Genomic DNA, 26,353 nt, shown 5'->3' with positions numbered 1-26,353 from the left:
ACCCAACCATTCGCCATATGCCGAAGTGATGGGGCACCCTGGAGCCATGAATCACGACGACGTACCCCCCTCCGGCCCGGGCGACTCTCGCGCTCCCGCCGCACGGCTCGCGGCCCTCGCCGCCGCCCTGGCCGACGAGACCCGGGCCGCCATCTGCATGACGCTGCTCGAGGGGCGCGCCTGGACCGCTGGCGAGCTGGCCCGGACCGCCGGGGTCGCCCCGTCCACCGTCAGCGGGCACCTGAACCGGCTCCTCGACGCGGGGATCTGCGTGACGGAGCGGCGGGGGCGGCATAGCTACGTACGCATCGCCGACGCCGCCACGGCCCGCCTGGTGGACGCGCTGGCCTCCTACGCCGTCCCCGGCCGGGACGCGGCGCACACTGTTCCGGTGGTCGCCGCGCCCGACCCGCTGGCCCGGGCCCGCACCTGCTACGACCACTTCGCGGGCCGGCTCGGGATGGCGGTGACGGACGCGATGGAGGGCCGGGGCCTGCTGCGCACCGACGCGGTCTTCGCGCTGACCGAGGCCGGTCTCGACTGGTGCCGAGGGGCGGGCGTCGACGTGGCGGGCGCGGGGCGCAGGCCGCTGGTGAGCTCCTGCCTGGACTGGACCGAGCGCCGCCGCCACCTGGGCGGCCTGGTCGGGGCCAGGCTGTGCGCGCGGGCCCTGGGTGAGGGCTGGGTGGTGCGCCCGGAGGGCGGCGGCCGGGGCCTGCTGGTGACGGGGGCGGGAGAGGAGGCCCTGGGCGAGCTGCTGGGGCTCACCCCGGCGGCCTGGAGCTAGTGCAGCGCCCGGAAAGGTCCACCGGGTCGCGGCGCCCGGCACGGCACCTCGCCGCGTTGTCGGACCGCGCACGCACGTCCAGTACGAGCCGCGGCCCTCCGCCTTGCGATGCACCGCACCGGACACCGCGACCCGGCAAACCTTCCCGCCCACAGCACTGGGCATCCGGAATGCGACGTAAAAATACTTCGGCACTCACCGAAGTGTTCGGTGTAGGGTCGGGGACCATGAAGATCCACCCGCGTGACCACTCGCGTGTCCTGCCGCCGCACCTCCTCACCCTCGGCGCCGTCTGCTGCACGGTGTTCGCCTGGGCGTCCGCCTTCGTTTCCATCCGCAGCGCCGGAGCCGCCTACTCGCCGGGGGCACTCGCCCTCGGAAGGCTCCTCGCCGCCTCGCTGGTGCTCGTGGCGCTGCTCCTCCTCCGCCGCGAGGGCCTGCCCCCGCGCGGCGCCCGCCGCGGCATCCTGCTGTCCGGCCTCGTCTGGTTCGCCGGCTACACGGTCGCGCTGAACTGGGGCGAACGCCTCGTCGACGCGGGCACCGCGTCCCTCCTCGTGAACACCGGGCCGATCCTGATGGCGCTCCTGGCCGCCCGCCTGCTGGGCGAGGCCCTGCCGCCGAGGCTCGTGACCGGCATGGCGGTCTCCTTCGTCGGAGCGGTGGTCGTCGGCCTGTCGATGTCGTCCGGCGGCGACGGCTCGACCTCGGTCCTCGGGGTGGTGCTGTGCCTGCTCGCGGCGGTGGCGTACGCGACGGGTGTCGTCGCGCAGAAGCCCGCGCTCTCGTACGGGACGCCGCTGCAGATCACCACGTACAGCTGCCTCACCGGAACCGTGGCCTGCCTGCCGTTCAGCGGGCAGCTGGTGGCCGAGCTGCCGCGGGCCCCGCTCTCCGCGACCCTCAACATGGTCTACCTGGGCGTGGTCCCCACCGCCCTCGCCTTCACCACCTGGACGTACGCCCTCGCGCGGATGCCGGCCGGGAAGCTCGGCGCGACGACCTACGCGGTGCCGGCCATCGTCGTCCTGCTGAGCTGGATCCTCCTCGGCGAGGTACCGGCCTGGCTCACCCTCCTCGGCGGCCTGCTGTGCCTGGCCGGGGTGGCCGTCTCCCGCTACCGCCCGGGCACCCGGCAGGCACCGGCCGCACCGGCGGACGACCCGCGGACCGACGCGCATGCCCACCCGCGCGGCGGGTACGAACCCTCCGGTACAGGAGCGTCGCGAAGGCGGCCGAGTTGAGAGGGTGCCGGAAGTGATTCGGAAGCTGCAGGCGGTCGCACTGGACTGTGCCGATCCGGTACGGCTCGCGGAGTTCTACGCGGACCTGCTCGGCGGCCGCGTGGTCACGGATCCCGAGGACCCCGACTGGGTCGAGGTGCACGGCTTCGAGGGAACACCGCTGGCCTGCCAGCGGGTGGACGGCTACCAGCCGCCCCGATGGCCCGGCCAACGGTACCCCCAGCAGCTCCACCTGGACTTCGACGTGGACGACCTCGAAGGGGAGGAGGAGCGGGCGCTGGCCCTCGGCGCGACCGTACTGGAGCGGACGGACCAGCTCCGCCCGGAGGCCAACTGGCGCGTCTACGCCGACCCGGCCGGCCACCCCTTCTGCCTCTGCCTCCACTGAGCCCGGCCGGTGCCCCCGTCCGGCGGCGCGGGGCACGGGACGGGGGACACGGGGCGCGGGGCATGGGGCCGGATCAGAGGACCATCCGCGACGGGCGGGCGTGATCGCGGCGGGTGACGGGGAACAGGCTGAGGTATGCCCGACCTCGCACGCCTCTTCCGTCCCGTCCCTTCCTCCCGTCACCTCCTGCGCCGACTGCTGGCCAGACGCCGTGACCCGGTCGTGGTGCAGAGCGTGCGGTCCACCGGGGCCGCCGTGGTGTCGTACGTCATCGCACTCCGGCTCAGCGACGAGCCCGCCCCGCTGACCGCCCCGCTCACCGCACTGCTCGTCGTCCAGGTGACCCTGTACTCCACGCTCACCACCGGCGTGCGCCGCGTGAACTCCGTCGTGGCCGGCGTGCTGATCGCGATCGGCTTCAGCGCGCTCGTCGGTCTGACCTGGTGGAGCCTCGGGCTGGTCATCCTGGCCTCGCTGGTGGTGGGACACCTGGTCAGGGTCGACGAGTTCGTCCCGGAGGTGGCGATCAGCGCGATGCTCGTCCTCGGCGTCACCCGGGTGGCGGACACCGCCTGGGACAGGGTGCTGGAGACCCTGATCGGCGCGGTGGTCGGCCTCGCCTTCAACCTGCTGTTCGCCCCGCCCGTCTGGGTCGAGCCCGCCGGCCGGGCCATCGACGACCTCGCCGCCCGCATGGCCTCTCTGATGACCGGCATGGCGGACGAGCTGACCGGGCGCACCACCGTCGCCGAGGCGGCCACCCGGCTGCACGAGGCGCGCCGGCTGGACAACGACATCGCCGGGGTGGACGCCGCCCTGCGCCAGGCGGAGGACAGCCTCCGGATGAACCCGCGCGTACGGGAGGGGCTGATGTTCCGGCTGGTCCTGCGCACCGGCCTCGACACCCTGGAGATCTGCGCAGTCGTACTGCGCGTCTCGGCCCGGGCCCTCACCGACCTGGCGAAGGCCCGTACGGACGAGCCGCTGTTCACCCCCGAAGTGACCCGGGCCATGCAGGACCTGTTCGGCCACATGGCACTCGCCGTCCACAGCTTCTCCCGGCTGATCACCGCCCAGGTCACCACCAACGCCGAGGAACAGGAGGAGCGCCTCACCCGGGAGCTGGGAATGGCGAGGGAGGCCCGGGACCGGCTGGCGCACCTGCTGCTGGAGCAGCTGCGCACCTCGCCGCGGCAGTGGCAGCTGCACGGCGCCCTGCTCGCCGACGTGGACCGCGTACTGGACGAACTCGACGTGGACAAGCGGTCGCAGCGGCTCATGGAGGAACTGGACCGCCACTCCCGCCTGCGCCACGAACGCGGCGCCCGTGTCCACCGCTTGCTGCGCCGCGCCGGCCGGCACCAGGAATCCGGCCGGTGCTGATCGGGGAGCTGCCGCGTCGTACGGGGGTCAGCGAGCGCCTGCCGGGCGGAGCCACTGCCGCCGGGTGAAGTCCGGCGACTTTCCCGGGGCCGTTCTCAACCCCCATTCCGGTGTTTGAGGTCTGAATGCAAGGGAATCCGCGGTCTTGGAGGTTGATGCACATGATTCCCCTGCTTCTCGTTCTTCTGCTGGCCCTGCTCCTTTTCGGTGCGGGGTTCGCTTTGAAAATCCTGTGGTGGGTCGCGGTCATCGTGCTGGTGCTGTGGCTGGTCGGTTTCGTTGCCCGGCCCAAGGGCGGCAGCGCCCGCTGGTACCGCTGGTAGCACCCCGCGCGAGCGGGCCGGCGCAGCCGGCGCACCTCGGCCATCCGCAGTGAATTCCCGCGCTCCGGCCGGAAAGTCGGGCGAATGGCATAGCGGCGGGACGCTCCCGCCGAATTCCGCAACCCAGAGGAGTTGATCAGAGTGACCGAGCGCGTATGGCATTACAAGTCGACCTCGGGCCATCTGGCCGGGACCGACCTGACCGGCTACAAGGTGGAGGCGACGGACGGCAGCATCGGCAAGGTGGACAAGCACTCCGACGAGGTCGGTGACGCCTATCTGCTGGTCGACACCGGGGTGTGGATCCTGGGGAAGGAGGTGCTGCTTCCCGCGAGCACGGTGGTGAGTGTCGACCCGGAGCGCCGGAAGATCTACGTCGACCGCACCAGGGGCCAGATCAAGGACGCTCCCGAGTTCCACCGGGAACAGCACCTCGGCGACAGCGGGTACCGAGAGGAGCTGGGCACCTACTACGGCACCGGCGCTCCCTTCGGGGGCCGCCCGGCCTGACCGCGGAACGGAGTTCCGGAGGCGATGCCGTACCGCGGGCCGGGCGGGTCCTTCGCGGTGAGGATCGCGGCCGCCACGGCACCGCTCCGGTGCCCGGGCTCCGGGGAGTGCTTGAGTGGAGTCAGCCAGCCCCGATCCGGAGGAGAACCATGAACAGCGATGGCCGTCCCGACGACCAGGCCCAGAACATGCGCGCGAAGGCCGAGGAGCTCGAACTCGCGGCCCAGCGGTCCACCGACCCCGACGAACGCCGGCGGCTGAACGAGAAGGCCCTGCACATCCGGCAGAAGCTCGAAGAACTCCACGGGCCGGAGAGCGCCACCATGGACCCGATGTAGCCCGCCCGCGCGCCGTCCCTGGTGCGGGTCGTCTCCACGATCCGGGAGCGAGAGGGTTCGTGAGCCGCCCGGAAATCATGCGGCCGCCGGCGGCGGGCGGTGCGAGACTCGGCCGCATGAAGCTCAACGACCCCAAGGACGACCTGCACCGCTACCTCAAGGCGGCGCGCGAAGCCGTCGTCTGGAAGCTGGACGGGCTGTCCGAGTACGACGTCCGCCGCCCCCTGACGCCGACGGGCACCAACCTCCTCGGCCTCGTCAAGCACCTCGCCAGCGTCGAGTTCGGCTACTTCGGCCCGGCCTTCGGCCGCCCGCACGGCGAACTCCTCCCCTGGCACGAGGAGGACGCCGAGCCCAACGCGGACATGTGGGCGACCCTGGACGAGTCACGCGAGGACGTCCTCGGCCTGTACCGCCGCGCCTGGGCCCACGCGGACGCGACGATCGAGGCGCTGCCGCTCGACGCGATGGGCCACGTCGCGTGGTGGGGCGAGGGCGGCGACGCCACCCTTCAGCGGATCATGCTGCACATGACGGCCGAAACGAACCGGCACGCCGGCCACTGCGACATCGTGCGCGAGCTGATCGACGGCAGGACCGGCATGCGGGCGGCCAACAGCAACATGGCCGGCGGTGACGCGGCCTGGTACCAGGAGTACTGGAACAGGCTGGAGGCGACCGCCAAGCAGGCCCAGGCCGAACCGAGCTGACGCCGGGAACGTTCAGAGCCCGTCCGCCGTGTACGGAGCCGGGCCGGGCCGCCACCGGACGACGGTGGCGGCCCCGGCGCGACGCCGCCGTACCTCGGCCGCCGGATCCGCGAGGGCCGACTCCGCCCGGCGGAGTGCGTACGCCGCCCCGCCCGCCAGGGAATGGCCACCGGCAAGCGGGACACAAGCGGAGCGTGCTGAAGATACTTCCCCTGGTCCTGCCGGCCCTGTGCGCCTCGGGCGCAGCCGTCCTCGCCCCGCCCTGGTCGTGGGCGGTGGCGGTTCCCTCGCTCCTGCTCCTTGCGGTCGCCGCGTACGACCTCCTGCAGCGCAGGCACTCCCTGTTGCGCAACTACCCTCTGCTCGGGCACCTGCGCTTCGCCCTGGAGGCCCTGCGGCCGGAGATCCAGCAGTACTTCATCGAGCGGAACTTCGACGGCCGCCCCTTCGACCGCGACACCCGCAGCATCGTCTACGAACGGGCCAAGGGCACCGACGCGGAGGAGCCGTTCGGCACCGAGCGCGACCTCGGCCGGCCCGGCAGCGAGTACCTGGTGCCTTCCATGGCCCCGCTGCCGGTACGGGCCGAACCGCCCAGGGTCCGCGTCGGCGGGGACGACTGCCGCCGGCCGTACGACATGGCCCTGCTCAACGTGTCGGCGATGAGCTTCGGCTCCCTGTCCGCCAACGCCGTCCTGGCCCTCAACACCGGCGCCCGAATGGGCGGCTTCGCCCATGACACCGGCGAAGGCGGCCTGTCCGACTACCACCTGCGCCCCGGCGGGGACCTGGTGTGGGAGATCGGCACCGGATACTTCGGGTGCCGTACGCCGGACGGCGGCTTCGACGCGCGGCAGTTCGCCGACAAGGCGGCCCACCCCCAGGTCAAGTGCGTCTCCCTGAAGATCAGCCAGGGCGCGAAGCCCGGCATGGGAGGAGTGCTCCCGGGCCGCAAGGTGAACGCCGAGATCGCCCGGGTACGAGGCGTGCCCCAGGGGGAGACGGTGATCTCACCGCCCTACCACCGCGTGTACTCCACACCCCGCGAGCTGGTCCGCTTCCTGGCCCGCATGCGCGAACTCGCCGGCGGCAAGCCCGTGGGCTTCAAGCTGTGCCCCGGGTCGCGCCGTGAGTTCCTGGCGGTCTGCAAGGCCATGCTGGAGGAGGACACCACACCCGACTTCATCGTCGTCGACGGAGCGGAGGGCGGAACGGGCGCGGCGCCCCTGGAGTTCGCCGACACCGTGGGCCTGCCGCTCGGCGACGGGCTGATGACGGTGCACAACGCGCTGGTCGGCGCCGGTCTGCGCGACCGCGTCCGGATCGGGGCCGGCGGCAAGGTCGCCACCGGCGGCGACCTCGTACGGCGGCTCCTCCAGGGGGCCGACTACACCAACGCCGCCCGCGCGATGATGTTCGCGGTCGGCTGCATCCAGGCCCAGCGCTGCCACACCAACACCTGCCCCGTCGGGGTCGCCACCCAGGACCCCCGGCGCGCCCGCGCCCTCGACGTGGGCGACAAGGCCCAGCGCGTCAGGCGCTATCAGGAGGCCACCGTCAAGAGCGCCCTCCAGATCATGGCGGCCATGGGCGTCGGCGACCCGCGCGACCTGCGCCCCCACATGCTGCTCCAGCGCACGGACCCGCACACCGTCCGCTCCTACGCCGAACTGCACGACTGGCTCACCCCCGGCGAACTGCTCGCATCCGCGCCGGAAGGCTGGGCAGGCGACTGGAAGGCGGCCCACCCGGACCGCTTCACCCGCTGAACCCGACCGGAGGACACCGCCGTGGCACGTACCGTCGCCGATCTCATCGTCAACTCGCTGCGGGAACTGGGCGTCCAGCACGTCTTCGGCGTCGTCGGGGACGCCCTGAACCCGCTGACCGACGCCATCCGCACCACCGAGGGGGTCGACTGGATCGGCTGCCGGCACGAAGAGGCCGCAGCCTTCGCCGCGGGGGCCCAGTCCCAGCTCTCGGGCACCCTCGGCGTGTGCGCGGGTACCGTCGGCCCCGGCTCCGTCCACCTCCTCAACGGCCTCTACGACGCCGCCAAGAGCCGCACGCCCGTCCTCGCGATCTGCGGACAGGTCCCCCTCGCCGAGATGGGCGGCGACTACTTCCAGGAAGTCGACAACGACCTGCTCTTCCGCGACGTGGCCGTCTACCGGGCCACGGTGACCTCCCCGGACCAGATGCCGCGCATGCTGGAGAGCGCCGTACGGGCCGCCGTCACCCAGGGCGGCGTGGCCGTCCTGACCGTCCCCGGAGACCTGGGCGGCCAACAGCTCGGCGAGGACCGGCCCACCCGCTTCGCGCTCGGCCGGGCCGTCACCCGGCCCGACGAACCGGCCCTCGCCCACGCCGCCGGGATACTGAACGCGGCCTCCCGCGTGACCCTGCTCGTCGGCCGCGGGGCCCGCGACGCCCGGACCGAGGTCCTGCGCACCGCCGAACTGCTCTCGGCGCCCATGGTGCTCACCCTGAAGGCGAAGGAGGGCTTCGAGGGCGACAACGACTTCCAGGTGGGCCAGACCGGCCTCATCGGGAACCCCGCCGCCGCCCACGCCCTCGACACCGGTGACGCGCTCCTCATGCTCGGCACCGACTTCCCGTACCGGGAGTGGTACCCGAAGGACTGCCGGGTGGTCCAGATCGACGCCCGGGAGGACCACCTGGGGCGCCGCACCCCCGTGGACGCCGCCCTCGCCGGCGACGTCGGCGCCACACTGCGGGCCCTGCTGCCGCTGCTGAAGGCGGCGCCGGACCGCACCCACCTGGACGACGCCCGGGAACGGTTCGCCACGTGGGAGAAGGGGCAGCGCAGGCTGGCCGACCCCGCCCTCGAACGTCGCCCGGTCGGGAAGCTGCGGGCGGTCCTGGACAACCGCGACCACGACGTCCGCCCCGAGGCCCTGGCCGCCGCCGTGGACGCCCACGCCGACGAGGACGCCGTCTTCACCTCCGACACCGGCATGGCGACCGTCTGGCTCTCCCGCTTCGTCACCATGCGCGGCGCCCGGCGGCTGATCGGCTCCTACAACCTCGGCTCGATGGCCAACGCCATGCCGCAGGCCATCGGGGCCCAGCTCTGGGCGCCCGACCGGCAGGTCGTCGCGTTCTGCGGGGACGGCGGGCTGAGCATGCTGCTGGGCGACCTGATGACCGTCACGGCGTACCGGCTGCCGGTGAAGCTGATCGTCTTCGACAACCGCAGCCTGGGCATGGTCAAACTGGAGCAGGAGCAGGCGGGCCTGCCCGAATTCGGCACCGGACTCGACAACCCCGACTTCGCCGCCGTCGCCACGGCCCTCGGCCTGACGGGGATCCGCGTCACGGACCCCGCCGATCTCGACGACGGCGTACGCCGCGCCCTGGCCACCCCGGGACCGGTCCTGCTGGACGTGCTGACCAACCCGGAGGAAGTGGCGGTCCCGGGCCGGCCGACCGTGGCGCAGGGCTGGGGCTACGCGGTGGCCAAGGCCAAGGAGATCCTGCCGGGCGGCGAGCACTGACGGACGGTGCCCGGCGCGGCCGCACCCACGAGGGCGGCCCCCACCCGGTGGGGGCCGCCCTCGTGTACGCCGTGCGCGACGCGGATTCAGATGCGGCCGCCGGTCAGCCGGGAGAGCGGCCCGCGCCGGCGCAGTCCCGCGCGGCGGCCGATCGCGTACGCGGTGCCGAGGACGGCCGCCGTCCCGCCGGCCGCCACTGCGCTGACGGCCTTGCGGGCCCGCACCGCCGCCCACACCCGCCCGGGGTCGCCGAGGCGCCCCCGCAGGGCCTGCGCGGCCGCCCGCGCCTTCTCGGACAGCGGGGCGGGCAGGACCTCCGGACCGGCGGCCCCCCGCTCCTCGGCTTCGGCCGTCGCACCGGCCGCGGCCCGGGCGGCTCCGGCGGCCCTCTGACGGGTGGTCGTCCCGTTGGATGAGGAACGGGAACTGCTGCTGGTCGTCTTGCCGTTGTCGGACTTCTCTGATGGGGTCATGTAGCGCGTGTAGCCGGATCCGTGTTCGGTATGCGCGCCCTTCAGAGAAGTTTGCCGAGCGGACCCAGATCGATGTTGAGGTCCTCGGGCTCCAGGCCGAAGCGGGTCCGCAGCAGCTCCATACGGTCCTCCAGGAGCATGAGGGTCAGGCCGAGCCGCTCCTCCTGGTCCTCGCTCAGGCCGCCGGCCTCGACCCGCCGCAGCGCCTGCCGTTCCATGAGCTGCCGCAGCAGCTCGACGACGGTCAGCACCAGGCGGGCCAGGTCGCGTTCGACGGTATCGGGGTCGAGGTCCACCCGCCGTGGCGCACTCACGCGCCCACCTGCTTCCAGGGGGAGGGCACGGCCTCGCCGACCGAGCTGACGAGGGCTTTGAGGTCGATGCGGACGAGGTCGACGCCTGCGATGCTCAAGGTGACGTCGCCGGCCAGGACCACTCCCGTGGCGAGCAGCCGGTCGAGGAGGTCGACGAGTGCGACCTGCTCGCCCGTCATGGCTGCCCCTCGCGCTGCTCGCGCTGCTCGCGCCGCTCGGCGGCTGTCCGGGTGAAGGAGTACGGGACCCACGGACCGGTGACCTCGCCGCGGATGCCGGACGGGAGGTCGGCGGGGCCGGGGACGGCGTCGAGGAAGGCCTCGCGCGCCTCACACGGCACGAGGTACGCGGCGTTCAGGACGTTCGTGTCCGGCCGGCCGGAGAGCCGGGCCTGCTGCGGGGGGTGCAGGACCGACTCGGTGGCCCGCGCGGCCAGCCGCCGGTGGACCCGCTCGGCGGTTCCGGCGGCCAGGCCGGCCCGTTCCTCGCGCCGGCGGCGGTCGCCGAGGCGGCGCCGGAGGTACTCCCGGCCGGTCCCGGTCCCGGTCCCGGTCCCGGCTCCGCCCCCGGCGTCGGGCGGAGCCGCCGGCGCGTCCCCTTCAGCGGGGGCGGCCGCGTACAGCTTCACGCCCCACTCCTGCGCACCGGCCAGCCGTACGAGGGCCTCGGACAGCCGCTCGCGCCCCTCGGCCAGCAGCCTGCGGACCCCCTCCTCGCCCCGGCATACGGTGGCCAGCCCCAGCGGCACGGTGGTGCGCAGGCGCCCGACGGCGGCGACCACCCGGTGGTGGGCCCGGGCGAGAGCGGCGAGCCGGTCCAGGTCCTCCAGCTGCCCGCGGAGCGCGCTCTCGTCGAACCCGGCGGGATCGACCGCCCCGACCACCGCGGCCAGCACCCCGTCGTCGACCACCGTGACCCCGGCGTCCCCCGCCCCGCGGACCCCGTCGGCGGCCGAGGGGCCGGTGCCCGACGCGACGACGGCGTACACGTAGAACAGCTCCGGCCCGCTCATGCCCGCTCCCGCCGCGCTTCGAGCTCCGCGACGCGCCGGCGCAGCTCCTCGTTCTCCCGTCCCAGCTCGCCCTGGCGGGCCTTCGAGGACAGGGCCGGGTCCCGCTCCCACCAGTCGATCCCCATCTCCTTGGCCCGTTCCACCGAGGCCACGACCAGGCGCAGTCTGATGGTGAGCAGTTCGATGTCGAGGAGGTTGACGCGGATGTCGCCGGCGATGACGACGCCCTTGTCGAGGACCCGTTCGAGGATGTCGGCGAGATCGGCGCCGGAGCCCCCGTCACCGTAGGCGGGCCGGGGGAGGCCGGAGGGCGTCGTCATGACCGGGTGCCTTCCAGTCGTGCCAGGAGTTCGTCCTCCCGGCGGTCGAACTCGGCCGCGTCCAGCTCGCCGCCCTCGAACGCCGCGACGAGCAGGGCGAGTTCACGGTGGACCACGGCCGGGTCGCGGTACTGCCGCTCGGCCTCGGCGACGACCTGCTCCAGGACCCAGACGGTTCCCCGCAGCGGGGCGGCCGGCAGCAGCAGCACCTCCTTGAGCAGCCCCATGGTCAGTCCGCGTCCGCGAAGCTGTACGAGGGCAGCGGTCCCGTCACCTGCACCTGGAGGTGCTCGTGCTCCTCGTGGAGGTGGCGCACCGCCTGCAGGAACCGCTCCCGCCGCTCACGGGCCACGAGGAACGACAGGTTCGCCGGCCACCCCGGCCCTCCCGGTCCGTGCCGCAGGGCGGCCGCGTACGGCCGCAGCGTCTCCTCGACCAGGACGGCGTCCGTCCGCCCCTGCGCGGCAACGGCCCGCGCCACTCGCTCGCCGAACGCCAGCTTCTGCTCGTGCGTGCCCCCGCCCGCCGCCCGGTTGGCCTGGTGCAGGGCGAGCAGCTCCGGATCCGAGCTGACCACGGCGAAGAGGACGGCGTCCTCCTGGTGCGAGACCTTGACGTTGAACTCGTCCTTGCCCTCCAGCTCGGCCAGCCGCTCCAGGTAGGCCTCCTGGCGCCGTTCGAGGACGGACGTGACCGTGTCGTCGTCGGGGGAGACCCCGCCGAACCGCAGGGGCAGTACGGGGCCGCCACCGCCTGCCTGGATCACCACCCGCTGATGGGCGAGCAGGTCACGCCGCTTCGCCCGCAGCTCCGCGGGCGCGTCACTGACCAGGGCCACCAGCTTCCCGCTGCGTACCGTGCGCACGGGCAACGGTGGCTCTCCCACACCTTCGAGGGTGTCGGGCAGGCTCTGATCGGCCCGGGCGATGCCGTACACGTACGTGGTCATTCCTTCTCCTCCCGGCGGGCGGTGGTGCGCCGGCCGCGGGGCCGGCTCTCGGTCTTCTCTTCCGAGGTCTCCTCGCGGTCCCGGCCGAGGGCGTCCGAGATCGTCTGCGCGGCACCGCTCAGGACGCCCTTCGTCTTTCCGCGCGCCCCGGACTCGGTGACCTCGCCCACGAGTTCCGGAAGCCCCGGGCTCTTGCGGGGCCCGGCCTCCAGGTCGAGGCGGTTGCACGCCTCGGCGAAGCGCAGGTAGGTGTCCACGCTGGCCACCACCACACGGATGTCGATCTTCAGGATCTCGATGCCGACGAGGGAGACGCGTACGAACGCGTCGATCACCAGGCCGCGGTCCAGGATCAGTTCGAGGACGTCGTACAGGCCGCTGGAGCCACCGCCGGCAGTGGCGGGAGCGGGCTGGGCAGGAACGACAGTCATAGCTTCCGGTTCCCTTTCGTCTTCGGGGGACGGGGGACGGGGGCGGGGGAGCGGTCCGGGAAGCGGAGCAGCGCCGCTTCAGCGCCGGTCCGCACGGCCCCGCTCGTAACGGCGGACGCGCCGGTACCCGACCAGCTCGCCCCCGGCGTCGACCTCGACCTCGTAGGACGCCAGCAAGCTCATCGTGTCCGGAACGCGGGCCAGTTCGAGGACTTCGACCGACAGGTGCCAGGCGCCGTCCTCGTCGCGTTCGCAGCGGCTGACCCCCTCGGCCGGCTGCGACAGCAGCTCCGAGAGCTGTTCCATCGCGGCCCGGATCACCGAAGCGGCCCGCACGGGCGGCTTGCTCCCGCCCGCCCTCTTCTCTTCTTCGTCAGGTGAGTCGGCCATGTCTTCCTCCTGGCGCGTATGTCCGCACGCGTCACCCCCAAACGGGCGCCGCCGGAACCGGGCACGACCAGCGCCCGCAGCACCCTCCGGTGCGGCGGCTAGGCGGCCCGCAGCCGCCGCCGCTCTCCGGCCGTCAGGCCGCCCCACACGCCGTAGGACTCGCCCATCAGCAGGGCGTGCCGCAGGCAGGCCTGCCGTACCGGGCAGGACGCGCACAACTCCTTGGCCTCCCGGTCGCGCTGCTCCCGGTCTCCTCGCTGTTCGTTCCAGGGGCCGAAGAACTGCTCCGAGTCCAGCCCCCTGCACACGGCTCGGGACTGCCAGGCCCAGTGCGTCAGCACAGGACCGGGGAGAGGGGGAGGCTTCGGCATTTCCGGCTCCTTCGGTGTCGGTGTCAGGAGCGCGTCTGTTCCCGCCGGTTCGAATGAAACCTGGCGAAAGCCCGTAGTCCCGGGCGGGGTTCGGCCCACGAGCGAGTCGGCCCCGGGCCGTGTCACCTCTCCGAGCGGGGGCAAGCGCGTCCGTATGACAACGAACACGACCGCTGCACTGGCCTGGGCCGCCGAATCCGGACCCGTCTGGCTCCACCTGCTGGTGGTGGCCTTCGCCCTCGTCGTCCTGGTGGCCACCCTCGCCCGGCACAGGTAGCCCTCCCGTGCTGTTCCTGGCGCTGCTCGTACCGCCACTGCTGATGTGCGTGTTGCTCGGGCTCGGCCGGTACGAGGAGCGCGTGCTGGGGCCCGCGAGGACCTCCGGCGGACCGGAGCCGGCGGCGGCCAGGGGCAGGCACAGGCGCCCCGCCCGCCCCGCCCGCCCGGGGTTCCGGGCAGCTGAGCCCGCCCGCCACGAACGCGCCCGGCGCAGCCGCTTCCCGACGTAGGCTGAGCCCGCGCAGCTCCTCCGTGCCGCGCCGCCGCGCAAGAGGACGCCTCCACCATGCAACGACAGCCGCACGCCGCCGGGCCGCCGGGCGGGCACGCCTTCCGGACCTCCGACGTGGACGTGGCGCGGGACTGGCTGAAGTCGGCCTACGGGACCAGCCTGCGCATGAAGGCGCCCGCGCCCCGGAGCACCTTCCGGTACACCCGCGACAGCGCGGGTCCCGTATCGCTGAGCACCATCTCCCTGCGCACCGAGTACGCCTACGCCACCGGCCCCCTGGGTGCCGTGGCCGTCACGCACGTGGTGGGCGGCCGCATGGCCCGGGAGTGCGCGGACGACGTCACCGAGGCCGGCCCGGGCGACGTCCTGGTCATCTCGCAGCCCCATCTGCCCTACGCGGGCCGGGTGTACTCCGCCGAACTGCGTGCCGTCACGGTGCCCCTCGCACTGGTGGAGGAGCTCGCGGGCCGCCCGGCGGACCGGCCCCTCCGCCCACTGCGCTTCACCCGCTTCACCCCCGTCTCCACGGTCATGGCCGACCAGTGGAAGAGGACCGTCGACTACGTCGAGGAGAGCATCCTCGCCCTGCCGGCGGCGGGCGAACCGCTGGTGCTCGACGCCGCCGCCCGGATGCTTGCAGCGACCGTCCTGGCCGCCTTCCCCACCAACGCCCGCCCCGACCCCGTGCTCTGCGACACCCGGGACGCCACGCCCGAGACCGTCCGCCGTGCGGTCGCCTTCATCGAATCGCAGCCGGCCTCCGGGATCGGCCTCGCCGAGATGGCCGCCGCTGCCGGAGTCACCCCCCGGGCCCTCCAGTACGCCTTCCGACGCCACCTCGGCACCACCCCGACGGCGTACCTGCGCCGCGTACGCCTGGCGCTGGCCCACGCCGACCTGGTCGCGGCGGACCCCTCCCGGGACACGGTCACGGCCGTCGCGAACCGCTGGGGCTTCCACCACCAGGGGCGTTTCGCCGCCGCCTACCGCGCCGCCTACGGCGGCCCGCCCAGCCGTACGCTCGCCGGGTCCTGAGCGGCGGCTCAGGGCCCGGCCGCGCCGCCCGCCCCTCCCTCCGCCGCCGGCGTCCCCGGCCGGACGGTGAGCAGGTGCTCCCCGTGGGGGACCACGTCGAGGCCCGCCTCGCGCAGGATCACGGCCAGCGCCGTCCGGAGCGCCTTGTGCAGGCCGGCCAGCGAGGTGAACCTCGACAGGTCCTCCTCGTGGCCGTGGACCTGGAAGGTCGGCCGCAGCACCTCGCGGGCGACCCATCCCACCATGACCCCCTCCGCCGCCGCCCACACGCGCAGACCGTCCCCCTCCCGCGAGGACGTGTCGAAGCCGGCCCGCGCCAGGACGCGCCGGACCAGCCGGCACAAGTCGTCGTCGCCCCCCTCGTCGGAAGGCTCGGAGGGCGGTGCGTCCTGTGTGGGGGGCATGCCCCCCACTCCAGCGACCCGGAGCCCGAGGCGAAAGCCCCTGCGCGAACGGATCCCGGCCGCCCGTCCGCAAAACGAAACGCCCCTGCCCGGTGCCCGTGTGAGACCGGGCGGGCGGGGCAGGCGCGGGATCACGCAAGGAAGCGACACCCCCGATCAGGAAGGGCCACCCGACATGACCGAGAACGTGTGGGGATACAGGGAGACCTCGGGCCGCCGGCAGGGCATCGACCTCGCCGGCTTCAAGGTCGAAGCCGTCGACGGGAGCATCGGCAAGGTCGACAAGCACTCCGACGAAGCCGGCTCCGCCTACATCGTGGTCGACACCGGCGTGTGGATCTTCGGCAAGGAGGTCCTCCTGCCGGCCGGCACCGTTTCCCGGATCGACCTGGACGAGGAGAAGATCTACGTGGACCGGACCAAGGAGCAGATCAAGAACGCTCCCGAGTTCCACCGCGAGACGCACCTCGGGAGCCCCGGCTACCACGACGAACTCACCGCCTACTACCGGCAGGGCGACGCCTTCGGCGGCCGCCCCTTCTGAACCACCGGGGCCGGCACCGACCGGTTCGGCCGCGGCTCCCCGGTGCTCCACGTGCTCCCCGGCGCTCCACGGGCTCCGGGGAGCACGCGCGTCCCGCTCCCGCGTGACACCACGTGTGCGGGCGGCCGCGCAGGGCACACGCGGTCCATGACCGTACCCAAGACAAGCGTCCTCGTACTGGACTGCGCGGAGCCCGGACCGCTGGCCCACTTCTACGCCTCCCTGCTGGGCGCCGAGGTGGGCCCGGCCGACGGCGACGCCGGCCTCCTCCTCGTCTCCGGCCCCACGGGCACCGTCCTCGGCGTCCGCCACGACCCCGACCGCGTACCGCCCAGCTGGCCGCTGCCCGAAGGTTCCCAGCAGCCCCACCTGCACATCCTCGTGACCCCGGACACCCTCGACGAGGCGGAGCGCGAGGCCGTGGCACTCGGAGCGCGCCCGGTGGCGGCGGAGGCGGACGACACCCGGCCCGGCAGCAGGACCACCCAGCGCCGCTACGCCGACCCGGCGGGCCACGCGTTCGTCCTGGCGGCCCTCGGCGAACCGGCCGCCTGAGCCCTCCGGGCAGGAAGCAGCCGATGGCCGCACTCCGTTCCGGGGGGACGGAAAACGGAGTGCGGCCACCGCTCTCGGGTGTTGCCACACCGCTCAAAGGGGCAACGCACCGACACCCCGCGTGTGTCCCCGATCCGCACCTTCAAACCCCCCGCCCGCCGACCGATCCGCGAACGCGCGTCCGGGCGGCCGCCGGCGGGGCGGCTCAGCCCGCCGCGGGCCTGCCGGAGACCAGCCGGGAAGCCTCGATCTCCGCCCACACGACCTTGCCCCGCTCGTGGACCTCGGAGCCCCAGCGGTCGCACAGGCGGTCGATGATGTAGAGCCCGTGACCGCCCGGGACGCCCCGCCTGGGGGACGGCTGGCGGCGCGGCTGCGCCGTGGAGCCGTCGAACACCTCGATCCGCAGGGCTTCACCGCGGGTGAGGACCAGCTGGATGCAGCCGTCCGCGTGCAGACCGGCGTTGGTCACCAGTTCGGAGACGACGAGCAGGGTGTCCTCCGAGGTCTCGGTCCCGTCCCACCCCCAGTCCCGCAGCGCCTGCCGCGTGAAGTCACGGCCCTTGGCGACCTGTCCCCGGGCCCCGGCCAGCGCCAGGAGCCGGCGCTGCCCCGCCACCCCGGGGCGCGGTGGATGGCCGGTCTGCGATCCGCTGCTCTTCACTGTGGTCTCACCCCCGCCGTTGACACGGCTTTCTTCTCGTGGCGACCGCTCGGGCCCCGCTGATCCCGTCGCCTTCCGGACGGTACGTATGCCCCCGGCCCGGCCGGGGACACCCGGCGGGCCACCCTCCCGGCGACGTCGAGTGCCGGGACAGTTTAAGGGGGCCGGGCTCTCAGACGTCGGCCATGTGCAGTCTCAGGGTGAAGCCGGAGCGCGTCGCGCGGATCTCGACGAGGTCGCACAGCTGGTGGATCATCCACAGGCCGCGGCCGCCGCTGGTCGAGGCGAGCGGGGGGCGGCGCCGGCCGGCCAGCGGATCGGCCAGCCGGCCGCCGTCGCGGACCTCGGCCACCACGCCCCGCCCCGGGGTGCTCCACAGCCGCAGGGTGCCCTGGCCGCCGCCGTGGGCGCAGGAGTTGGCCGTGGCCTCGCTGACGGCGAGGATCAGGTCGCCCCGCCGCCCCGCGGCGAGGGAGGTCCCGTCGGCCCAGGCCTCGGCGAACTCGCGTACCCGGGCCAGGTCCCCGGTCGCGTAGTCGAGGCGGGCCGTTCCCGGGCCGGGTTCGGGCAGCGGGACGTCGCAGTCGCCGCTGACCACCGAGGCGTCGGTGTAGCCCGGGCTCGGCAGTTCGTGGCCGCCCTCGATGACCGTGGGGTGCGTACGGCGGGCGTCGGCGACCACGCCGGGGGAGAGGGCGGCCACGTCGTACGGGCACAGGACGGTGGCGTCGCGGCCCGCGAACGCGGTGTTGATGAGGGCTTCGTGGCGCGTGGCCTCCAGCACCTCGGCCCGCGTACGGCCCGGCCAGATCGGCTCGCCGACGATGCGCGCGGGCCGCCCCTCGTGCCGTTCGGAGAAATCCCGCAGCGCGGCGAGGATCCGGCCGGGATTGCGTCCCAGCCGCGTCATGTCCGCGAACTCGACGCCCGCCCCGCCGCCGAGGTCCTCCCGCAGCGGGTCCAGCCGGAGTCCCGGTACCGCGACCAGGACCGGCTCGTCCGCCGCGAGCGCGGCCCGCACGAAACCGCCCACCCCGGCGAGGTATTCGTCGGGGCCGCGGTAGAACAGCGCGGGATGGACGAAGGCCCCGGGGCCGTCGGCCGCAGGAACTGTGATCATGCTGCGACCTCCAGCGCGGCACATTCGTCCGGGAACATCTCCATGACCTTGCGGAGCGAGTACGGCGGGTCGTGGAGCAGCAGGCACCGGCCCTGGCAGCGGAGGAGGGCCGACGCCTGCACCAGGGCGGCCACGGCTGCCGTGTCGAGGAAGCTCACGGCGGACAGGTCGAGGTGTACGACGGAACCCGGGATCCGGCCCAGCGCGGCCAGCGCCGCGCCCAGTGCCTGCCGGGTGTCGAGGTCCCCGCTGCCGCAGAGGCGCGTGCCCGCGCGGTCTCCCAGCGGTACGGCTGTCAGGGCCACCATGACTCCTACGAGGTGAGCATTCCGGCGCGCAGCCGGGCCAGTGTCCGGGAGAGCAGCCGGGACACCTGCATCTGTGAGATGCCGAGTTCGGCGCCGATCTCGGCCTGCGTCTTCTCCTGCCCGAACCGCATGCTCAGGATCAGCCGGTCCCGCGGCTCCAGCCGGCGCAGCAGCGGGGCGAGCGTGTGGAAGTCCTCGAAGAGCTCCATGGCGGGGTCGGTGCCGCCGAGCTTCTCGGCCAGTGCGCGGGCGGGGCGGCCCGTCCCCTGGGTCTCCTCGGCGTCGCCGGCGGTGTCCAGGGAGCCGCTGGTGTAGCCGTTCGCGGCGACCAGGCCGTCTATCACCTCTTCCTCGGACAGGTCGAGGTACCGGGCGACCTCCCTGACGGTCGGGGCCCGGTTCAGGCTCTCCGTGAGGGACTCCTGGGCCTTGGCGAGCTCGGAGCGCAGCTCCTGGAGGCGGCGCGGGACGTGGACGGCCCAGGTGGTGTCGCGGAAGTGCCGCTTGATCTCGCCGGTGATGTACGGGAGCGCGAGCGTGGAGAACTCGACCTCGCGGTCGGGGTCGTAGCGGTCGATGGCCTTGATCAGCCCGATGGTTCCGACCTGGATGATGTCGTCCATGTCGAGCCCGCCCCCGGTGGCCCGGGCACGGAACCGGCGCGCGGCGTACTGCACGAGGGAGAGGTTCATCTCGATCAGCGTGTTGCGGGCGTACTGGTACTCCCGCGTGCCTTCCTCCAGGCTGCGCAGCTTCCCGAAGAACAGCCTCGACAGTTCACGGGCGTCCGCCGGCGCGATCTCCCGGGCCTGCTCCACACGGGGCAGCGGCGATACCGCCGGCGACTCCCCTCCCGCGGGCGGGGTACAGCCCGGCGCCTGGCGGTCCGTCGCACGATCAGGGCTTACGGCTGCTGCCGAACGAGGCATGGTGGCGGTTCCCTCCCTGTTGCTGCCGATGACTGCCGCCGCGCTCCTGCCCCCGGATCAGGGCCTTACACGTACCGGAACGTGACCCTCGCCACGGGGGCCGCGCTCCGCGGAGGGGGGCGTCGTCGCCGGGAGGGCCGGCATGCATACTCCATTCCGGAACCCGTACAGGTGAGATCCGGGGAGGCGGACATGACCGGAGCAGAGGACGCGCAGGGAGACGGCGTGGTCGGGGGCGGCTACCCGGCGGGGCCCGGCTGGGTCGTCGTGGCGCGCGGGGAGCTGGACCAGGACACCCTGCCCTCGCTGGAGGAGGCCCTGACCGCCGCCGCCGGCCGGCACCGGGTGGTGGTCCTGGATGCGAGTTCGGTCACTTTCGGCGACTCCTCGTTCCTCAACCTGCTGCTGCGGCTGCACCGTCTGACGGAGCTTCGGATCGCCGCCCCGGGCGAACAACTGCGCCGCCTGTTCGCCCTGACCGGCGCGGACACGGTCCTGTCGCTGCACTCCGGTGTCGAGGACGCCCTCGGCCGGTGACGGCCGGGGGGCTCCGCGGCGGGGGTTAGCCTTCACCGGTCGGGTACGGCGAGAGTGGGGTTGGAGATGGCTGAGCGGACCGGCGCGGTCGCACCGGGCGGAGCGCCAGTGGCAGCAGGCGAGGGCGGCATCACCGAGTCCGAGCTGCGCCTGCTGCTGGAGGGGCTGACGGCCGTGCGGGACGGGGATTTCCGCACGCGGCTGCCCGACGCGGCGGAAGGGCTCCTCGGGGAGATCGCCACCGTCTTCAACGGGATGGTCAACCAGCTGTCGCTGTTCACCTCCGAGGTGACGCGGGTGGCGCGCGAGGTCGGCACGGAGGGGACGCTGGGCGGCCAGGCCGAGGTCCCCGGGGTCGGCGGAGCCTGGTTGGACCTTACGGATTCGGTCAATTTCATGGCGGGAAACCTGACCGCGCAGGTGCGGTCCATCGCCCAGGTCGCCACCGCCGTCGCCCAGGGCGACCTCTCCCAGAAGATCACCGTCACCGCGCGCGGCGAGATCCTGGAGCTGAAGACGACCATCAACACGATGGTCGACCAGCTGTCCGCGTTCGCCGCCGAGGTGACGCGGGTGGCGCGCGAGGTCGGCACCGAGGGCAACCTCGGCGGCCAGGCCACTGTCCGCGGGGTGTCCGGGACCTGGAAGGACCTCACCGACAACGTCAACGTGATGGCGTCCAACCTGACGGGCCAGGTGCGGTCCATCGCCCAGGTCGCCACCGCCGTGGCCCGCGGCGACCTGTCGCAGAGGATCACGGTGGAGGCGAAGGGCGAGGTCGCCGCGCTGGCCGAGGTCATCAACACGATGGTCGACACGCTCTCGGCGTTCGCCGACGAGGTGACGCGGGTGGCGCGCGAGGTCGGCACCGAGGGCCGCCTCGGAGGCCAGGCCCGCGTGCCCAACGTGGCCGGGACCTGGAAGGACCTCACCGACAACGTCAACTCCATGGCGAACAACCTGACCAACCAGGTCCGCAACATCGCGCTCGTCACCACGGCCGTGGCCAACGGCGACCTGTCGAAGAAGATCGACGTGGACGCGCGCGGCGAGATCCTGGAGCTGAAGACCACCATCAACACGATGGTCGACCAGCTGTCCGCGTTCGCCGCCGAGGTCACCCGTGTGGCGCGCGAGGTCGGCAGTGAGGGCCGCCTCGGCGGTCAGGCCGAGGTGGAAGGCGTATCCGGCACCTGGAAACGGCTCACCGAGAACGTCAACGAGCTCGCCGGCAACCTCACCCGGCAGGTCCGGGCCATCGCCGCCGTCACCAGCGCCGTCGCCGAGGGCGACCTCACCCGCTCCATCACCGTGGAAGCGCCCGGAGAGGTCGGCGACCTCAAGGACAACATCAACTCCATGGTCGGCTCGCTGCGGGAGACCACCCGCGCCAACCAGGAGCAGGACTGGCTCAAGTCCAACCTCGCGCGGATCTCCGGCCTGATGCAGGGCCACCGCGACCTCGCGGTCGTCGCCGAACTCGTCATGGACGAGCTGACCCCGCTCGTCGCCGCCCAGTACGGCGCCTTCTACCTGGCCGAGGACACCCGGCAGGGCACGATGCTCACGCTCGTCGGCTCGTACGGCCGCTCCGCGTCCGACGGGGTGGCCGTACGCTTCGCCCTCGGCGACTCCCTCGTCGGACAGGCGGCCCGCAGCCGCCGGACCATCGCCACCGACCAGGTTCCCGCGAACTACGTCATCTCCTCCGGGCTCGGCCACACCACCCCGGGCAGCCTGATGATCCTGCCGATCGTCGTCGACGACCAGGTCCTCGGGGTGATGGAACTCGCCTCCTTCTCGGCCTTCACCCCCGTCCACCGCGACTTCCTCAGCCAGCTGATGGAGACCATCGGCGTCAACGTCAACACCATCGTCGCCAACGCGCGCACCGACGAACTCCTCGGCGAGTCCCAGCGCCTGACCGCCGAACTCCAGGCCCGCTCCGCCGAACTCCAGGACCAGCAGGAGGAGCTGCAGCGCTCCAACGCCGAACTGGAGGAGAAGGCCGCCCTGCTGGCCAGCCAGAACCGCGACATCGAGGCCAAGAACCTGCAGATCGAACAGGCGCGGCAGGAACTGGAGGAACGCGCCCGGCAGTTGTCGCTGGCCTCCAAGTACAAGTCGGAGTTCCTGGCGAACATGAGCCACGAACTGCGCACCCCGCTCAACAGCCTGCTCATCCTCGCGCAGCTCCTGGCCCAGAACCCCACCCGCAACCTCACCTCGAAGCAGGTCGAGTACGCGGGCATCATCCACTCGGCCGGCTCCGACCTGCTCCAGCTGATCAACGACATCCTCGACCTCTCCAAGGTCGAGGCGGGCAAGATGGACATCCACCCCGAGCGGGTCCACCTGCCGCAGCTGCTGGACTACGTCGAAGCCACCTTCCGGCCGATGACCACCCAGAAGAGCCTCGACTTCACCGTCACCACCGCCCCCGACGCCCCCGCCGCCCTCCTCACCGACGACGCCAGGCTGCGCCAGATCCTGCGCAACCTGCTGTCCAACGCGGTCAAGTTCACCGAGCGCGGCGGCGTCGAACTGCGCATCGAACGGGCCACCGACTCCGAGGTGCCCGCCGGGCTGCTCCGCCGGGGGAGCCTGATGGCCTTCCGCGTCCGCGACACCGGCATCGGCATCCCCGAACAGCAGCTGGAATCCGTGTTCGGCGCCTTCCAACAGGCCGATGGCACCACCAGCCGCAAGTACGGGGGCACCGGACTCGGCCTCTCCATCACCCGAGAGATCGCCCAACTGCTGGGCGGCGCCGTCGCGGCGGAGAGCACCCCCGGCCAGGGCAGCACCTTCACCCTCTACCTCCCGGTCAGCCACGCCGAGTTCGAAGGGGACCCCGGAGTCCCCCTCTCCGCGGCCCCGGCGCCGGCCCCGGGGACCACCGCGTACGAGCTGCCCGGCCAGCGGCGCGAGGGCGCCGGCGAGACCTCGGGCGGACCGCAGCGGCAGGCCCGCCGCCTCCTCGTCATCGAGGAGCGCCAGGGCGGCCTGCTCTCCCTCGTCGCCGAGAGCGCCGAACGCGACCTCGTACCGCGCCCCGCCCCGGGCGCGGAGCAGCACGGCATCCAGGTGGTCGGCGCCACCAGCTCGCGAGAAGCCGCCGCGGTGCTGGCGTCCGAGCCGTTCCACTGCGTCGTCCTCGAACTCGACATGCCCGGTGGCGAAGCCCTGCGCTTCCTCGACGCGCTCGACGGGGACCCGGCGCTCAGCTCGCTGCCGGTCCTCGCCCACAACAACCCCCGCCTGAAGAACGGCCCGGGCGAGGCCCTGCGCGAACGGCTCCCGTCCCGCCGCGTGGAACTGCTCAGCAGCCTCGACGAGCTCCGCGAACGCATCGTCCTGCACCTGTCCGCCGACCGGCCCGGCGAGGTGCTGCCACTCGCGCACGCGGTGCCCGAGGGCGAGGAGACGCCACCCGTGCCCGAAGGGGACCTGGCAGGGCGCACCGTCCTCGTCGTCGACGACGACGCCCGCAACCTGTTCGCCCTCAGCGGCATCCTCGAACTCCACGGCGTGCACGTGCTCCACGCCGAGGACGGCCGCAAGGGCATCGAGACGCTCACCCGCAACCCCGGCATCGACCTCATCCTGATGGACGTGATGATGCCCGAGCTCGACGGCTACGCGGCGACCGCGGAGATCCGCCGCATGCCCGCGCACGCCGAGCTGCCCATCATCGCCGTCACGGCCAAGGCGATGCCCGGCGACCGGGAGAAGAGCCTGGCGGCCGGGGCCAGCGACTACGTCACCAAGCCGGTCGACGCCGACGACCTCATCGGCCGCGTCCGCCACTGGCTGACCGGCCCCGGCCCCCACGACGAGGGGCCGGCCGTCCGGTGACCTACTCCCACACCTCCCGGACCCCCGAAGGCCGGCCCGGAGAAGGGCCGCCGCCCTCCCTCCCGAAGCAGGCGCCGACCCCGCTGGGGCGCCTCGTCGCCACGGTCGAGCGGCTGCGCCGAGAGGTACGCGAGGCCCATGCGGCGGCCGACGGCCGGGCCCTGGTCGAGCTGGCCAAGGGCATCCTGATGGGGCGGCTCGACTGCACCCCGGCCGCCGCCGCCCACCAGCTCGACGAGCTGTGCCGCGAGGCGGGGCTCTCCCCCCTCGAACTCGCCGCCGACATCGTCAACCAGGCCGCCCGCGACCACGTCAGCGAGGTCGCGGCCGAGTTCGTCGAACGCACCGCGGCCGCCCCGCCGGCCGGGACGGCCTCCACCCTGTCGGTGCGCCTGCGCACCGCCGAGAGCGGAGTGCTCGCCGCCGCCGCCGACACCCAGGCCGTGGCCGAATCCCTGCTCGCCAACGCCCTGACCCCGCTGGGAGCGGTCGCCGTGGCCGTGTGGGCCGCGGCCCCCGACGGCTCACTGGCCCTCGCGGGCCACGCCGGATTCCCCTCCGAGGAAGCCTCCCGCTGGCGTCACGTGCCCCCGGGCGTCTCCACCGTTCCCCGCCTGGCCCTGCGTGAACGCGCCCCCGTCACCCTCGCCGACCTCGGACGCGAGGGCATCCCCTCGATCGGGCGCCTCCAATGGCCCGAAGGCGGCCGGATGGCCGTACCCGCCGGGACCGGCGGGCGCGTACAGGGCGTACTCGAAGTCTGCTGGCCGCGGCCCCTGCCACCGCAGCCCCCGCAGATCCAGCGCCAGGTGGAGGCGCTGGCCGAACTGTGCGCCCACACCCTCGACACGGCGTCCCCGCCCGAAGCGGCCGCGCCGGAGGGACTGCTCCCCGACGTCTCGGAACTCATCGACCTCGCCGAGGGACTGCACGACCCCACCATCATCCTGACCCCCGTCCTCGATGCCGACGGCCGACTCGCGGACTTCCGCATCCGCCACGCGAACAGCCGCTTCGTCGACCCCGTGGGCCGTCCGCGCGCGGACGTCAACGGCGCACTGCTCCTGGAGGCCTACCCGATGGCCGCCGGCGAGAGCGGGCTCTTCGACACCATCGAGCGGGTGCACGCCACCGGCGAGCCCTTCCGGGCCGAACGCGTCAGCCTGACCGCGCTGGTCGACCAGATCCCGCTCACCTCGGTCGCCGACATCAGCGTCAGCCGGCACGGCGCCGCCGTCCTGCTCGTCTGGCGGATCGAGGACGAGACCGCCCGGCTGGCCAACCTGCTCCAGCACGCCCAGCGCCTGGGCCGCATCGGAGGCTTCGAGGAGAACCTCGCCACCGGCGAGATCACCTGGAACTCCGAGCTCTACGCCCTCCACGGACTGCCGGCCACCGCGTCCCCCGTACCGCTGCGCGACCTGCCCGACCACGCCCACCCGGACGACTCCGCCGCCCTCGGCCGCTTCCTGCGCGCCGTGCTGCGCTACCGGCGTCCCGCCTCCGTCAACCTGCGCCTGCGAAGGTCCGACGGCATCCTGCGCCACATCCGGGTCGTCGCCGAACCCGTACTCGACGCGGCACAGCGGCTGCACGCCCTGCGCGGTGCGTACCAGGACATCTCCGCCCAGCACTGGACCGAGGTGGCGCTCGCCGCGACCCGGGACCAACTCGCCCTCACCGAAGCCGAATCGGCCGAACGCAACAGGCTCGCCCTCCAGCTCCAGCACGCCATCATGCCCCCGCACCACCACATCGAGGCGCCGGGGCTGCGCGTCGCCGTCCGCTACCGGCCGGCGGAGACGGAGTCCCTGGTCGGCGGCGACTGGTACGACACGCTGGTCCTGCCCTCGGGCCTGATCATGCTCTCGGTGGGCGACGTCGCCGGACACGGCATCGAAGCCGCCACCGGCATGGTCGTCCTCCGCAACGCCCTGCGCGGCCTCGCCGTCACCGGCGCCGGCCCCGCCCAGCTGATGTCCTGGCTCAACACGGTCACCCACCACCTGACCAAGCAGGTCACCGCCACGGCCGTCTGCGGCCTCTACGACCCCCGCACCCGCGTCATGCGCTGGGCGCGCGCCGGACACCTGCCGCCGGTACTCGTGAGGAAGGGCGAGGCCAGCGCCTTCCCCCTCATCGAGGGCCTGCTCCTCGGAGCGCTGCCCGACGTCACCTACGCCGAGGGGGAGGTCCGTCTCGAACCGAAGGACACCCTGCTGATGTTCACGGACGGACTGGTCGAGCGCCGGGACGCCTCCGTGCAGGACTCCCTGGCCCATCTGCTGGACACCGCCGCCACCGGCGCCGGGGACCTCGACGGCCGGCTCGACGCGCTGCTCACCGAGAGCTGGTCCGACACCGACGACGACACCTGCGTCATCGGCGTACAGGTCGACTGAGCCGTGCCGCCCCGTCGCCCGGCCG

General features: G+C 73.2%; 32 protein-coding genes. 17 read left to right on the top strand and 15 right to left on the bottom strand.

Going from position 1 to position 26,353, the window contains the following annotated elements:
• The first annotated feature begins 46 nt into the window (after positions 1 to 46).
• The 10 genes from ACZ518_RS35490 to ACZ518_RS35445 all read left to right on the top strand — a co-directional run bounded on the left by ACZ518_RS35490 (position 47) and on the right by ACZ518_RS35445 (position 9,201).
• Positions 47 to 787 (top strand): ArsR/SmtB family transcription factor, encoded by a 741-nt coding sequence (locus tag ACZ518_RS35490; RefSeq protein WP_469117151.1) that lies wholly within the window; start codon positions 47 to 49, stop codon positions 785 to 787.
• 227 nt (positions 788 to 1,014) lie between these two features.
• Complete coding sequence (locus tag ACZ518_RS35485; RefSeq protein ID WP_469117150.1) at positions 1,015 to 2,031, top strand: DMT family transporter; 1,017 nt, start codon at positions 1,015 to 1,017, stop codon at positions 2,029 to 2,031.
• Positions 2,032 to 2,044: 13 nt separating this feature from the next.
• Positions 2,045 to 2,419, top strand: coding sequence for a VOC family protein (locus ACZ518_RS35480; protein ID WP_469117149.1), 375 nt, complete (start codon positions 2,045 to 2,047; stop codon positions 2,417 to 2,419).
• Positions 2,420 to 2,554: 135 nt separating this feature from the next.
• On the top strand, positions 2,555 to 3,802 hold the full coding sequence (locus ACZ518_RS35475; protein WP_469117148.1) for an FUSC family protein: 1,248 nt from the start codon (positions 2,555 to 2,557) through the stop codon (positions 3,800 to 3,802).
• A 161-nt stretch (positions 3,803 to 3,963) separates the two neighbouring features.
• On the top strand, positions 3,964 to 4,125 hold the full coding sequence (locus tag ACZ518_RS35470) for a DUF5670 family protein (RefSeq protein WP_469117147.1): 162 nt from the start codon (positions 3,964 to 3,966) through the stop codon (positions 4,123 to 4,125).
• Between the two features lie 141 nt (positions 4,126 to 4,266).
• Positions 4,267 to 4,635 carry a PRC-barrel domain-containing protein gene (locus ACZ518_RS35465; protein WP_469117146.1) on the top strand — a complete coding sequence of 123 codons (369 nt, stop codon included), beginning with the start codon at positions 4,267 to 4,269 and terminating at the stop codon, positions 4,633 to 4,635.
• A gap of 149 nt (positions 4,636 to 4,784) precedes the next feature.
• A complete protein-coding gene (locus ACZ518_RS35460) occupies positions 4,785 to 4,973 on the top strand; it encodes a DUF6381 family protein (RefSeq protein WP_469117145.1) in 189 nt (62 codons plus the stop codon).
• Between the two features lie 116 nt (positions 4,974 to 5,089).
• Positions 5,090 to 5,683 carry a DinB family protein gene (locus tag ACZ518_RS35455; protein ID WP_469117144.1) on the top strand — a complete coding sequence of 198 codons (594 nt, stop codon included), beginning with the start codon at positions 5,090 to 5,092 and terminating at the stop codon, positions 5,681 to 5,683.
• 203 nt (positions 5,684 to 5,886) lie between these two features.
• Positions 5,887 to 7,452, top strand: a complete 1,566-nt coding sequence (locus tag ACZ518_RS35450) for an FMN-binding glutamate synthase family protein (RefSeq protein ID WP_469117184.1) — start codon at positions 5,887 to 5,889, stop codon at positions 7,450 to 7,452.
• Between the two features lie 21 nt (positions 7,453 to 7,473).
• Positions 7,474 to 9,201, top strand: coding sequence for a thiamine pyrophosphate-dependent enzyme (locus tag ACZ518_RS35445; RefSeq protein ID WP_469117143.1), 1,728 nt, complete (start codon positions 7,474 to 7,476; stop codon positions 9,199 to 9,201).
• 86 nt (positions 9,202 to 9,287) lie between these two features.
• Here ACZ518_RS35445 and ACZ518_RS35440 read toward each other — a convergent pair whose 3' ends face one another.
• The 10 genes from ACZ518_RS35440 to ACZ518_RS35395 all read right to left on the bottom strand — a co-directional run bounded on the left by ACZ518_RS35440 (position 9,288) and on the right by ACZ518_RS35395 (position 13,461).
• Positions 9,288 to 9,674 (bottom strand): hypothetical protein, encoded by a 387-nt coding sequence (locus ACZ518_RS35440; RefSeq protein WP_469117142.1) that lies wholly within the window; start codon positions 9,672 to 9,674, stop codon positions 9,288 to 9,290.
• Between the two features lie 41 nt (positions 9,675 to 9,715).
• Positions 9,716 to 9,988, bottom strand: coding sequence for a gas vesicle protein K (locus tag ACZ518_RS35435; RefSeq protein ID WP_469117141.1), 273 nt, complete (start codon positions 9,986 to 9,988; stop codon positions 9,716 to 9,718).
• A complete protein-coding gene (locus ACZ518_RS35430) occupies positions 9,985 to 10,167 on the bottom strand; it encodes a gas vesicle protein (RefSeq protein WP_469117140.1) in 183 nt (60 codons plus the stop codon). The genes ACZ518_RS35435 and ACZ518_RS35430 overlap by 4 nt, the downstream gene beginning before the upstream one ends.
• Positions 10,164 to 11,000: a GvpL/GvpF family gas vesicle protein gene (locus tag ACZ518_RS35425; protein WP_469117139.1), complete on the bottom strand. Its 837-nt coding sequence runs from the start codon at positions 10,998 to 11,000 to the stop codon at positions 10,164 to 10,166. Before ACZ518_RS35425 ends, ACZ518_RS35430 begins: the two co-directional genes overlap by 4 nt.
• The gene (locus ACZ518_RS35420) at positions 10,997 to 11,320 is read right to left on the bottom strand and encodes a gas vesicle protein (RefSeq protein WP_469117138.1); all 324 of its coding nucleotides are present in this window, start codon (positions 11,318 to 11,320) and stop codon (positions 10,997 to 10,999) included. Before ACZ518_RS35420 ends, ACZ518_RS35425 begins: the two co-directional genes overlap by 4 nt.
• Positions 11,317 to 11,547: a gas vesicle protein GvpG gene (locus ACZ518_RS35415; RefSeq protein ID WP_469117137.1), complete on the bottom strand. Its 231-nt coding sequence runs from the start codon at positions 11,545 to 11,547 to the stop codon at positions 11,317 to 11,319. The genes ACZ518_RS35420 and ACZ518_RS35415 overlap by 4 nt, the downstream gene beginning before the upstream one ends.
• A 2-nt stretch (positions 11,548 to 11,549) precedes the next feature.
• Positions 11,550 to 12,269, bottom strand: coding sequence for a GvpL/GvpF family gas vesicle protein (locus tag ACZ518_RS35410; RefSeq protein ID WP_469117136.1), 720 nt, complete (start codon positions 12,267 to 12,269; stop codon positions 11,550 to 11,552).
• A complete protein-coding gene (locus ACZ518_RS35405) occupies positions 12,266 to 12,700 on the bottom strand; it encodes a gas vesicle structural protein GvpA (RefSeq protein ID WP_469117135.1) in 435 nt (144 codons plus the stop codon). The genes ACZ518_RS35410 and ACZ518_RS35405 overlap by 4 nt, the downstream gene beginning before the upstream one ends.
• A gap of 78 nt (positions 12,701 to 12,778) precedes the next feature.
• Positions 12,779 to 13,090, bottom strand: a complete 312-nt coding sequence (gene gvpO, locus ACZ518_RS35400; RefSeq protein WP_469117134.1) for a gas vesicle protein GvpO — start codon at positions 13,088 to 13,090, stop codon at positions 12,779 to 12,781.
• A gap of 98 nt (positions 13,091 to 13,188) precedes the next feature.
• Positions 13,189 to 13,461 (bottom strand): WhiB family transcriptional regulator, encoded by a 273-nt coding sequence (locus tag ACZ518_RS35395; protein ID WP_469117133.1) that lies wholly within the window; start codon positions 13,459 to 13,461, stop codon positions 13,189 to 13,191.
• Positions 13,462 to 13,615: 154 nt separating this feature from the next.
• Here ACZ518_RS35395 and ACZ518_RS35390 point away from each other — a divergent pair, with 154 nt between their 5' ends.
• Positions 13,616 to 13,738, top strand: coding sequence for a hypothetical protein (locus tag ACZ518_RS35390; protein ID WP_469117132.1), 123 nt, complete (start codon positions 13,616 to 13,618; stop codon positions 13,736 to 13,738).
• A gap of 288 nt (positions 13,739 to 14,026) precedes the next feature.
• A complete protein-coding gene (locus ACZ518_RS35385; protein ID WP_469117131.1) occupies positions 14,027 to 15,007 on the top strand; it encodes a helix-turn-helix transcriptional regulator in 981 nt (326 codons plus the stop codon).
• 8 nt (positions 15,008 to 15,015) lie between these two features.
• On the opposite strand, the gene ACZ518_RS35380 is transcribed toward ACZ518_RS35385, so the two are convergent.
• The gene (locus ACZ518_RS35380) at positions 15,016 to 15,411 is read right to left on the bottom strand and encodes a hypothetical protein (RefSeq protein WP_469117130.1); all 396 of its coding nucleotides are present in this window, start codon (positions 15,409 to 15,411) and stop codon (positions 15,016 to 15,018) included.
• Positions 15,412 to 15,586: 175 nt separating this feature from the next.
• Here ACZ518_RS35380 and ACZ518_RS35375 point away from each other — a divergent pair, with 175 nt between their 5' ends.
• Positions 15,587 to 15,955: a PRC-barrel domain-containing protein gene (locus ACZ518_RS35375; protein WP_469117129.1), complete on the top strand. Its 369-nt coding sequence runs from the start codon at positions 15,587 to 15,589 to the stop codon at positions 15,953 to 15,955.
• A gap of 147 nt (positions 15,956 to 16,102) precedes the next feature.
• Positions 16,103 to 16,510, top strand: a complete 408-nt coding sequence (locus tag ACZ518_RS35370) for a VOC family protein (protein WP_469117128.1) — start codon at positions 16,103 to 16,105, stop codon at positions 16,508 to 16,510.
• 205 nt (positions 16,511 to 16,715) lie between these two features.
• Here ACZ518_RS35370 and ACZ518_RS35365 read toward each other — a convergent pair whose 3' ends face one another.
• The 4 genes from ACZ518_RS35365 to ACZ518_RS35350 all read right to left on the bottom strand — a co-directional run bounded on the left by ACZ518_RS35365 (position 16,716) and on the right by ACZ518_RS35350 (position 19,531).
• A complete protein-coding gene (locus tag ACZ518_RS35365) occupies positions 16,716 to 17,174 on the bottom strand; it encodes an ATP-binding protein (protein WP_469117127.1) in 459 nt (152 codons plus the stop codon).
• A gap of 172 nt (positions 17,175 to 17,346) precedes the next feature.
• Entirely contained in the window at positions 17,347 to 18,294 is a 948-nt protein-coding gene (locus tag ACZ518_RS35360; RefSeq protein ID WP_469117126.1) for an anti-sigma factor RsbA family regulatory protein, read from the bottom strand.
• The gene (locus ACZ518_RS35355) at positions 18,291 to 18,602 is read right to left on the bottom strand and encodes an STAS domain-containing protein (protein WP_469117125.1); all 312 of its coding nucleotides are present in this window, start codon (positions 18,600 to 18,602) and stop codon (positions 18,291 to 18,293) included. The genes ACZ518_RS35360 and ACZ518_RS35355 overlap by 4 nt, the downstream gene beginning before the upstream one ends.
• 5 nt (positions 18,603 to 18,607) lie before the next feature.
• A complete protein-coding gene (locus tag ACZ518_RS35350) occupies positions 18,608 to 19,531 on the bottom strand; it encodes a SigB/SigF/SigG family RNA polymerase sigma factor (RefSeq protein WP_469117124.1) in 924 nt (307 codons plus the stop codon).
• A 192-nt stretch (positions 19,532 to 19,723) separates the two neighbouring features.
• On the opposite strand from ACZ518_RS35350, the gene ACZ518_RS35345 reads away from it, so the two are divergent.
• The 3 genes from ACZ518_RS35345 to ACZ518_RS35335 all read left to right on the top strand — a co-directional run bounded on the left by ACZ518_RS35345 (position 19,724) and on the right by ACZ518_RS35335 (position 26,328).
• Positions 19,724 to 20,068, top strand: a complete 345-nt coding sequence (locus tag ACZ518_RS35345) for an STAS domain-containing protein (RefSeq protein WP_469117123.1) — start codon at positions 19,724 to 19,726, stop codon at positions 20,066 to 20,068.
• 108 nt (positions 20,069 to 20,176) lie between these two features.
• A complete protein-coding gene (locus tag ACZ518_RS35340; RefSeq protein ID WP_469117122.1) occupies positions 20,177 to 23,926 on the top strand; it encodes a HAMP domain-containing protein in 3,750 nt (1,249 codons plus the stop codon).
• Positions 23,923 to 26,328 (top strand): SpoIIE family protein phosphatase, encoded by a 2,406-nt coding sequence (locus ACZ518_RS35335; protein ID WP_469117121.1) that lies wholly within the window; start codon positions 23,923 to 23,925, stop codon positions 26,326 to 26,328. Before ACZ518_RS35340 ends, ACZ518_RS35335 begins: the two co-directional genes overlap by 4 nt.
• Positions 26,329 to 26,353 lie beyond the last annotated feature (25 nt).

This window comes from Streptomyces sp. NPDC033966 (assembly GCF_055575955.1).
This window is presented reverse-complemented; position numbering and strand designations above follow the sequence as displayed.

Coding starts and splice junctions, on each gene's coding strand:
- ACZ518_RS35460 (WP_469117145.1), top strand. CDS start 4,785: ATGAACAGCGATGGCCGTCCCGACGACCAGGCCCAGAACATGCGCGCG.
- ACZ518_RS35485 (WP_469117150.1), top strand. CDS start 1,015: ATGAAGATCCACCCGCGTGACCACTCGCGTGTCCTGCCGCCGCACCTC.
- ACZ518_RS35355 (WP_469117125.1), bottom strand. CDS start 18,602: ATGGTGGCCCTGACAGCCGTACCGCTGGGAGACCGCGCGGGCACGCGC.
- ACZ518_RS35440 (WP_469117142.1), bottom strand. CDS start 9,674: ATGACCCCATCAGAGAAGTCCGACAACGGCAAGACGACCAGCAGCAGT.
- ACZ518_RS35370 (WP_469117128.1), top strand. CDS start 16,103: ATGACCGTACCCAAGACAAGCGTCCTCGTACTGGACTGCGCGGAGCCC.
- ACZ518_RS35415 (WP_469117137.1), bottom strand. CDS start 11,547: ATGGGGCTGCTCAAGGAGGTGCTGCTGCTGCCGGCCGCCCCGCTGCGG.
- gvpO (WP_469117134.1), bottom strand. CDS start 13,090: ATGGCCGACTCACCTGACGAAGAAGAGAAGAGGGCGGGCGGGAGCAAG.
- ACZ518_RS35425 (WP_469117139.1), bottom strand. CDS start 11,000: ATGAGCGGGCCGGAGCTGTTCTACGTGTACGCCGTCGTCGCGTCGGGC.
- ACZ518_RS35410 (WP_469117136.1), bottom strand. CDS start 12,269: ATGACCACGTACGTGTACGGCATCGCCCGGGCCGATCAGAGCCTGCCC.
- ACZ518_RS35475 (WP_469117148.1), top strand. CDS start 2,555: ATGCCCGACCTCGCACGCCTCTTCCGTCCCGTCCCTTCCTCCCGTCAC.
- ACZ518_RS35395 (WP_469117133.1), bottom strand. CDS start 13,461: ATGCCGAAGCCTCCCCCTCTCCCCGGTCCTGTGCTGACGCACTGGGCC.
- ACZ518_RS35345 (WP_469117123.1), top strand. CDS start 19,724: ATGACCGGAGCAGAGGACGCGCAGGGAGACGGCGTGGTCGGGGGCGGC.
- ACZ518_RS35390 (WP_469117132.1), top strand. CDS start 13,616: ATGACAACGAACACGACCGCTGCACTGGCCTGGGCCGCCGAATCCGGA.
- ACZ518_RS35420 (WP_469117138.1), bottom strand. CDS start 11,320: ATGACGACGCCCTCCGGCCTCCCCCGGCCCGCCTACGGTGACGGGGGC.
- ACZ518_RS35470 (WP_469117147.1), top strand. CDS start 3,964: ATGATTCCCCTGCTTCTCGTTCTTCTGCTGGCCCTGCTCCTTTTCGGT.
- ACZ518_RS35385 (WP_469117131.1), top strand. CDS start 14,027: ATGCAACGACAGCCGCACGCCGCCGGGCCGCCGGGCGGGCACGCCTTC.
- ACZ518_RS35455 (WP_469117144.1), top strand. CDS start 5,090: ATGAAGCTCAACGACCCCAAGGACGACCTGCACCGCTACCTCAAGGCG.
- ACZ518_RS35375 (WP_469117129.1), top strand. CDS start 15,587: ATGACCGAGAACGTGTGGGGATACAGGGAGACCTCGGGCCGCCGGCAG.
- ACZ518_RS35430 (WP_469117140.1), bottom strand. CDS start 10,167: ATGACGGGCGAGCAGGTCGCACTCGTCGACCTCCTCGACCGGCTGCTC.
- ACZ518_RS35360 (WP_469117126.1), bottom strand. CDS start 18,294: ATGATCACAGTTCCTGCGGCCGACGGCCCCGGGGCCTTCGTCCATCCC.
- ACZ518_RS35490 (WP_469117151.1), top strand. CDS start 47: ATGAATCACGACGACGTACCCCCCTCCGGCCCGGGCGACTCTCGCGCT.
- ACZ518_RS35380 (WP_469117130.1), bottom strand. CDS start 15,411: ATGCCCCCCACACAGGACGCACCGCCCTCCGAGCCTTCCGACGAGGGG.
- ACZ518_RS35350 (WP_469117124.1), bottom strand. CDS start 19,531: ATGCCTCGTTCGGCAGCAGCCGTAAGCCCTGATCGTGCGACGGACCGC.
- ACZ518_RS35405 (WP_469117135.1), bottom strand. CDS start 12,700: ATGACTGTCGTTCCTGCCCAGCCCGCTCCCGCCACTGCCGGCGGTGGC.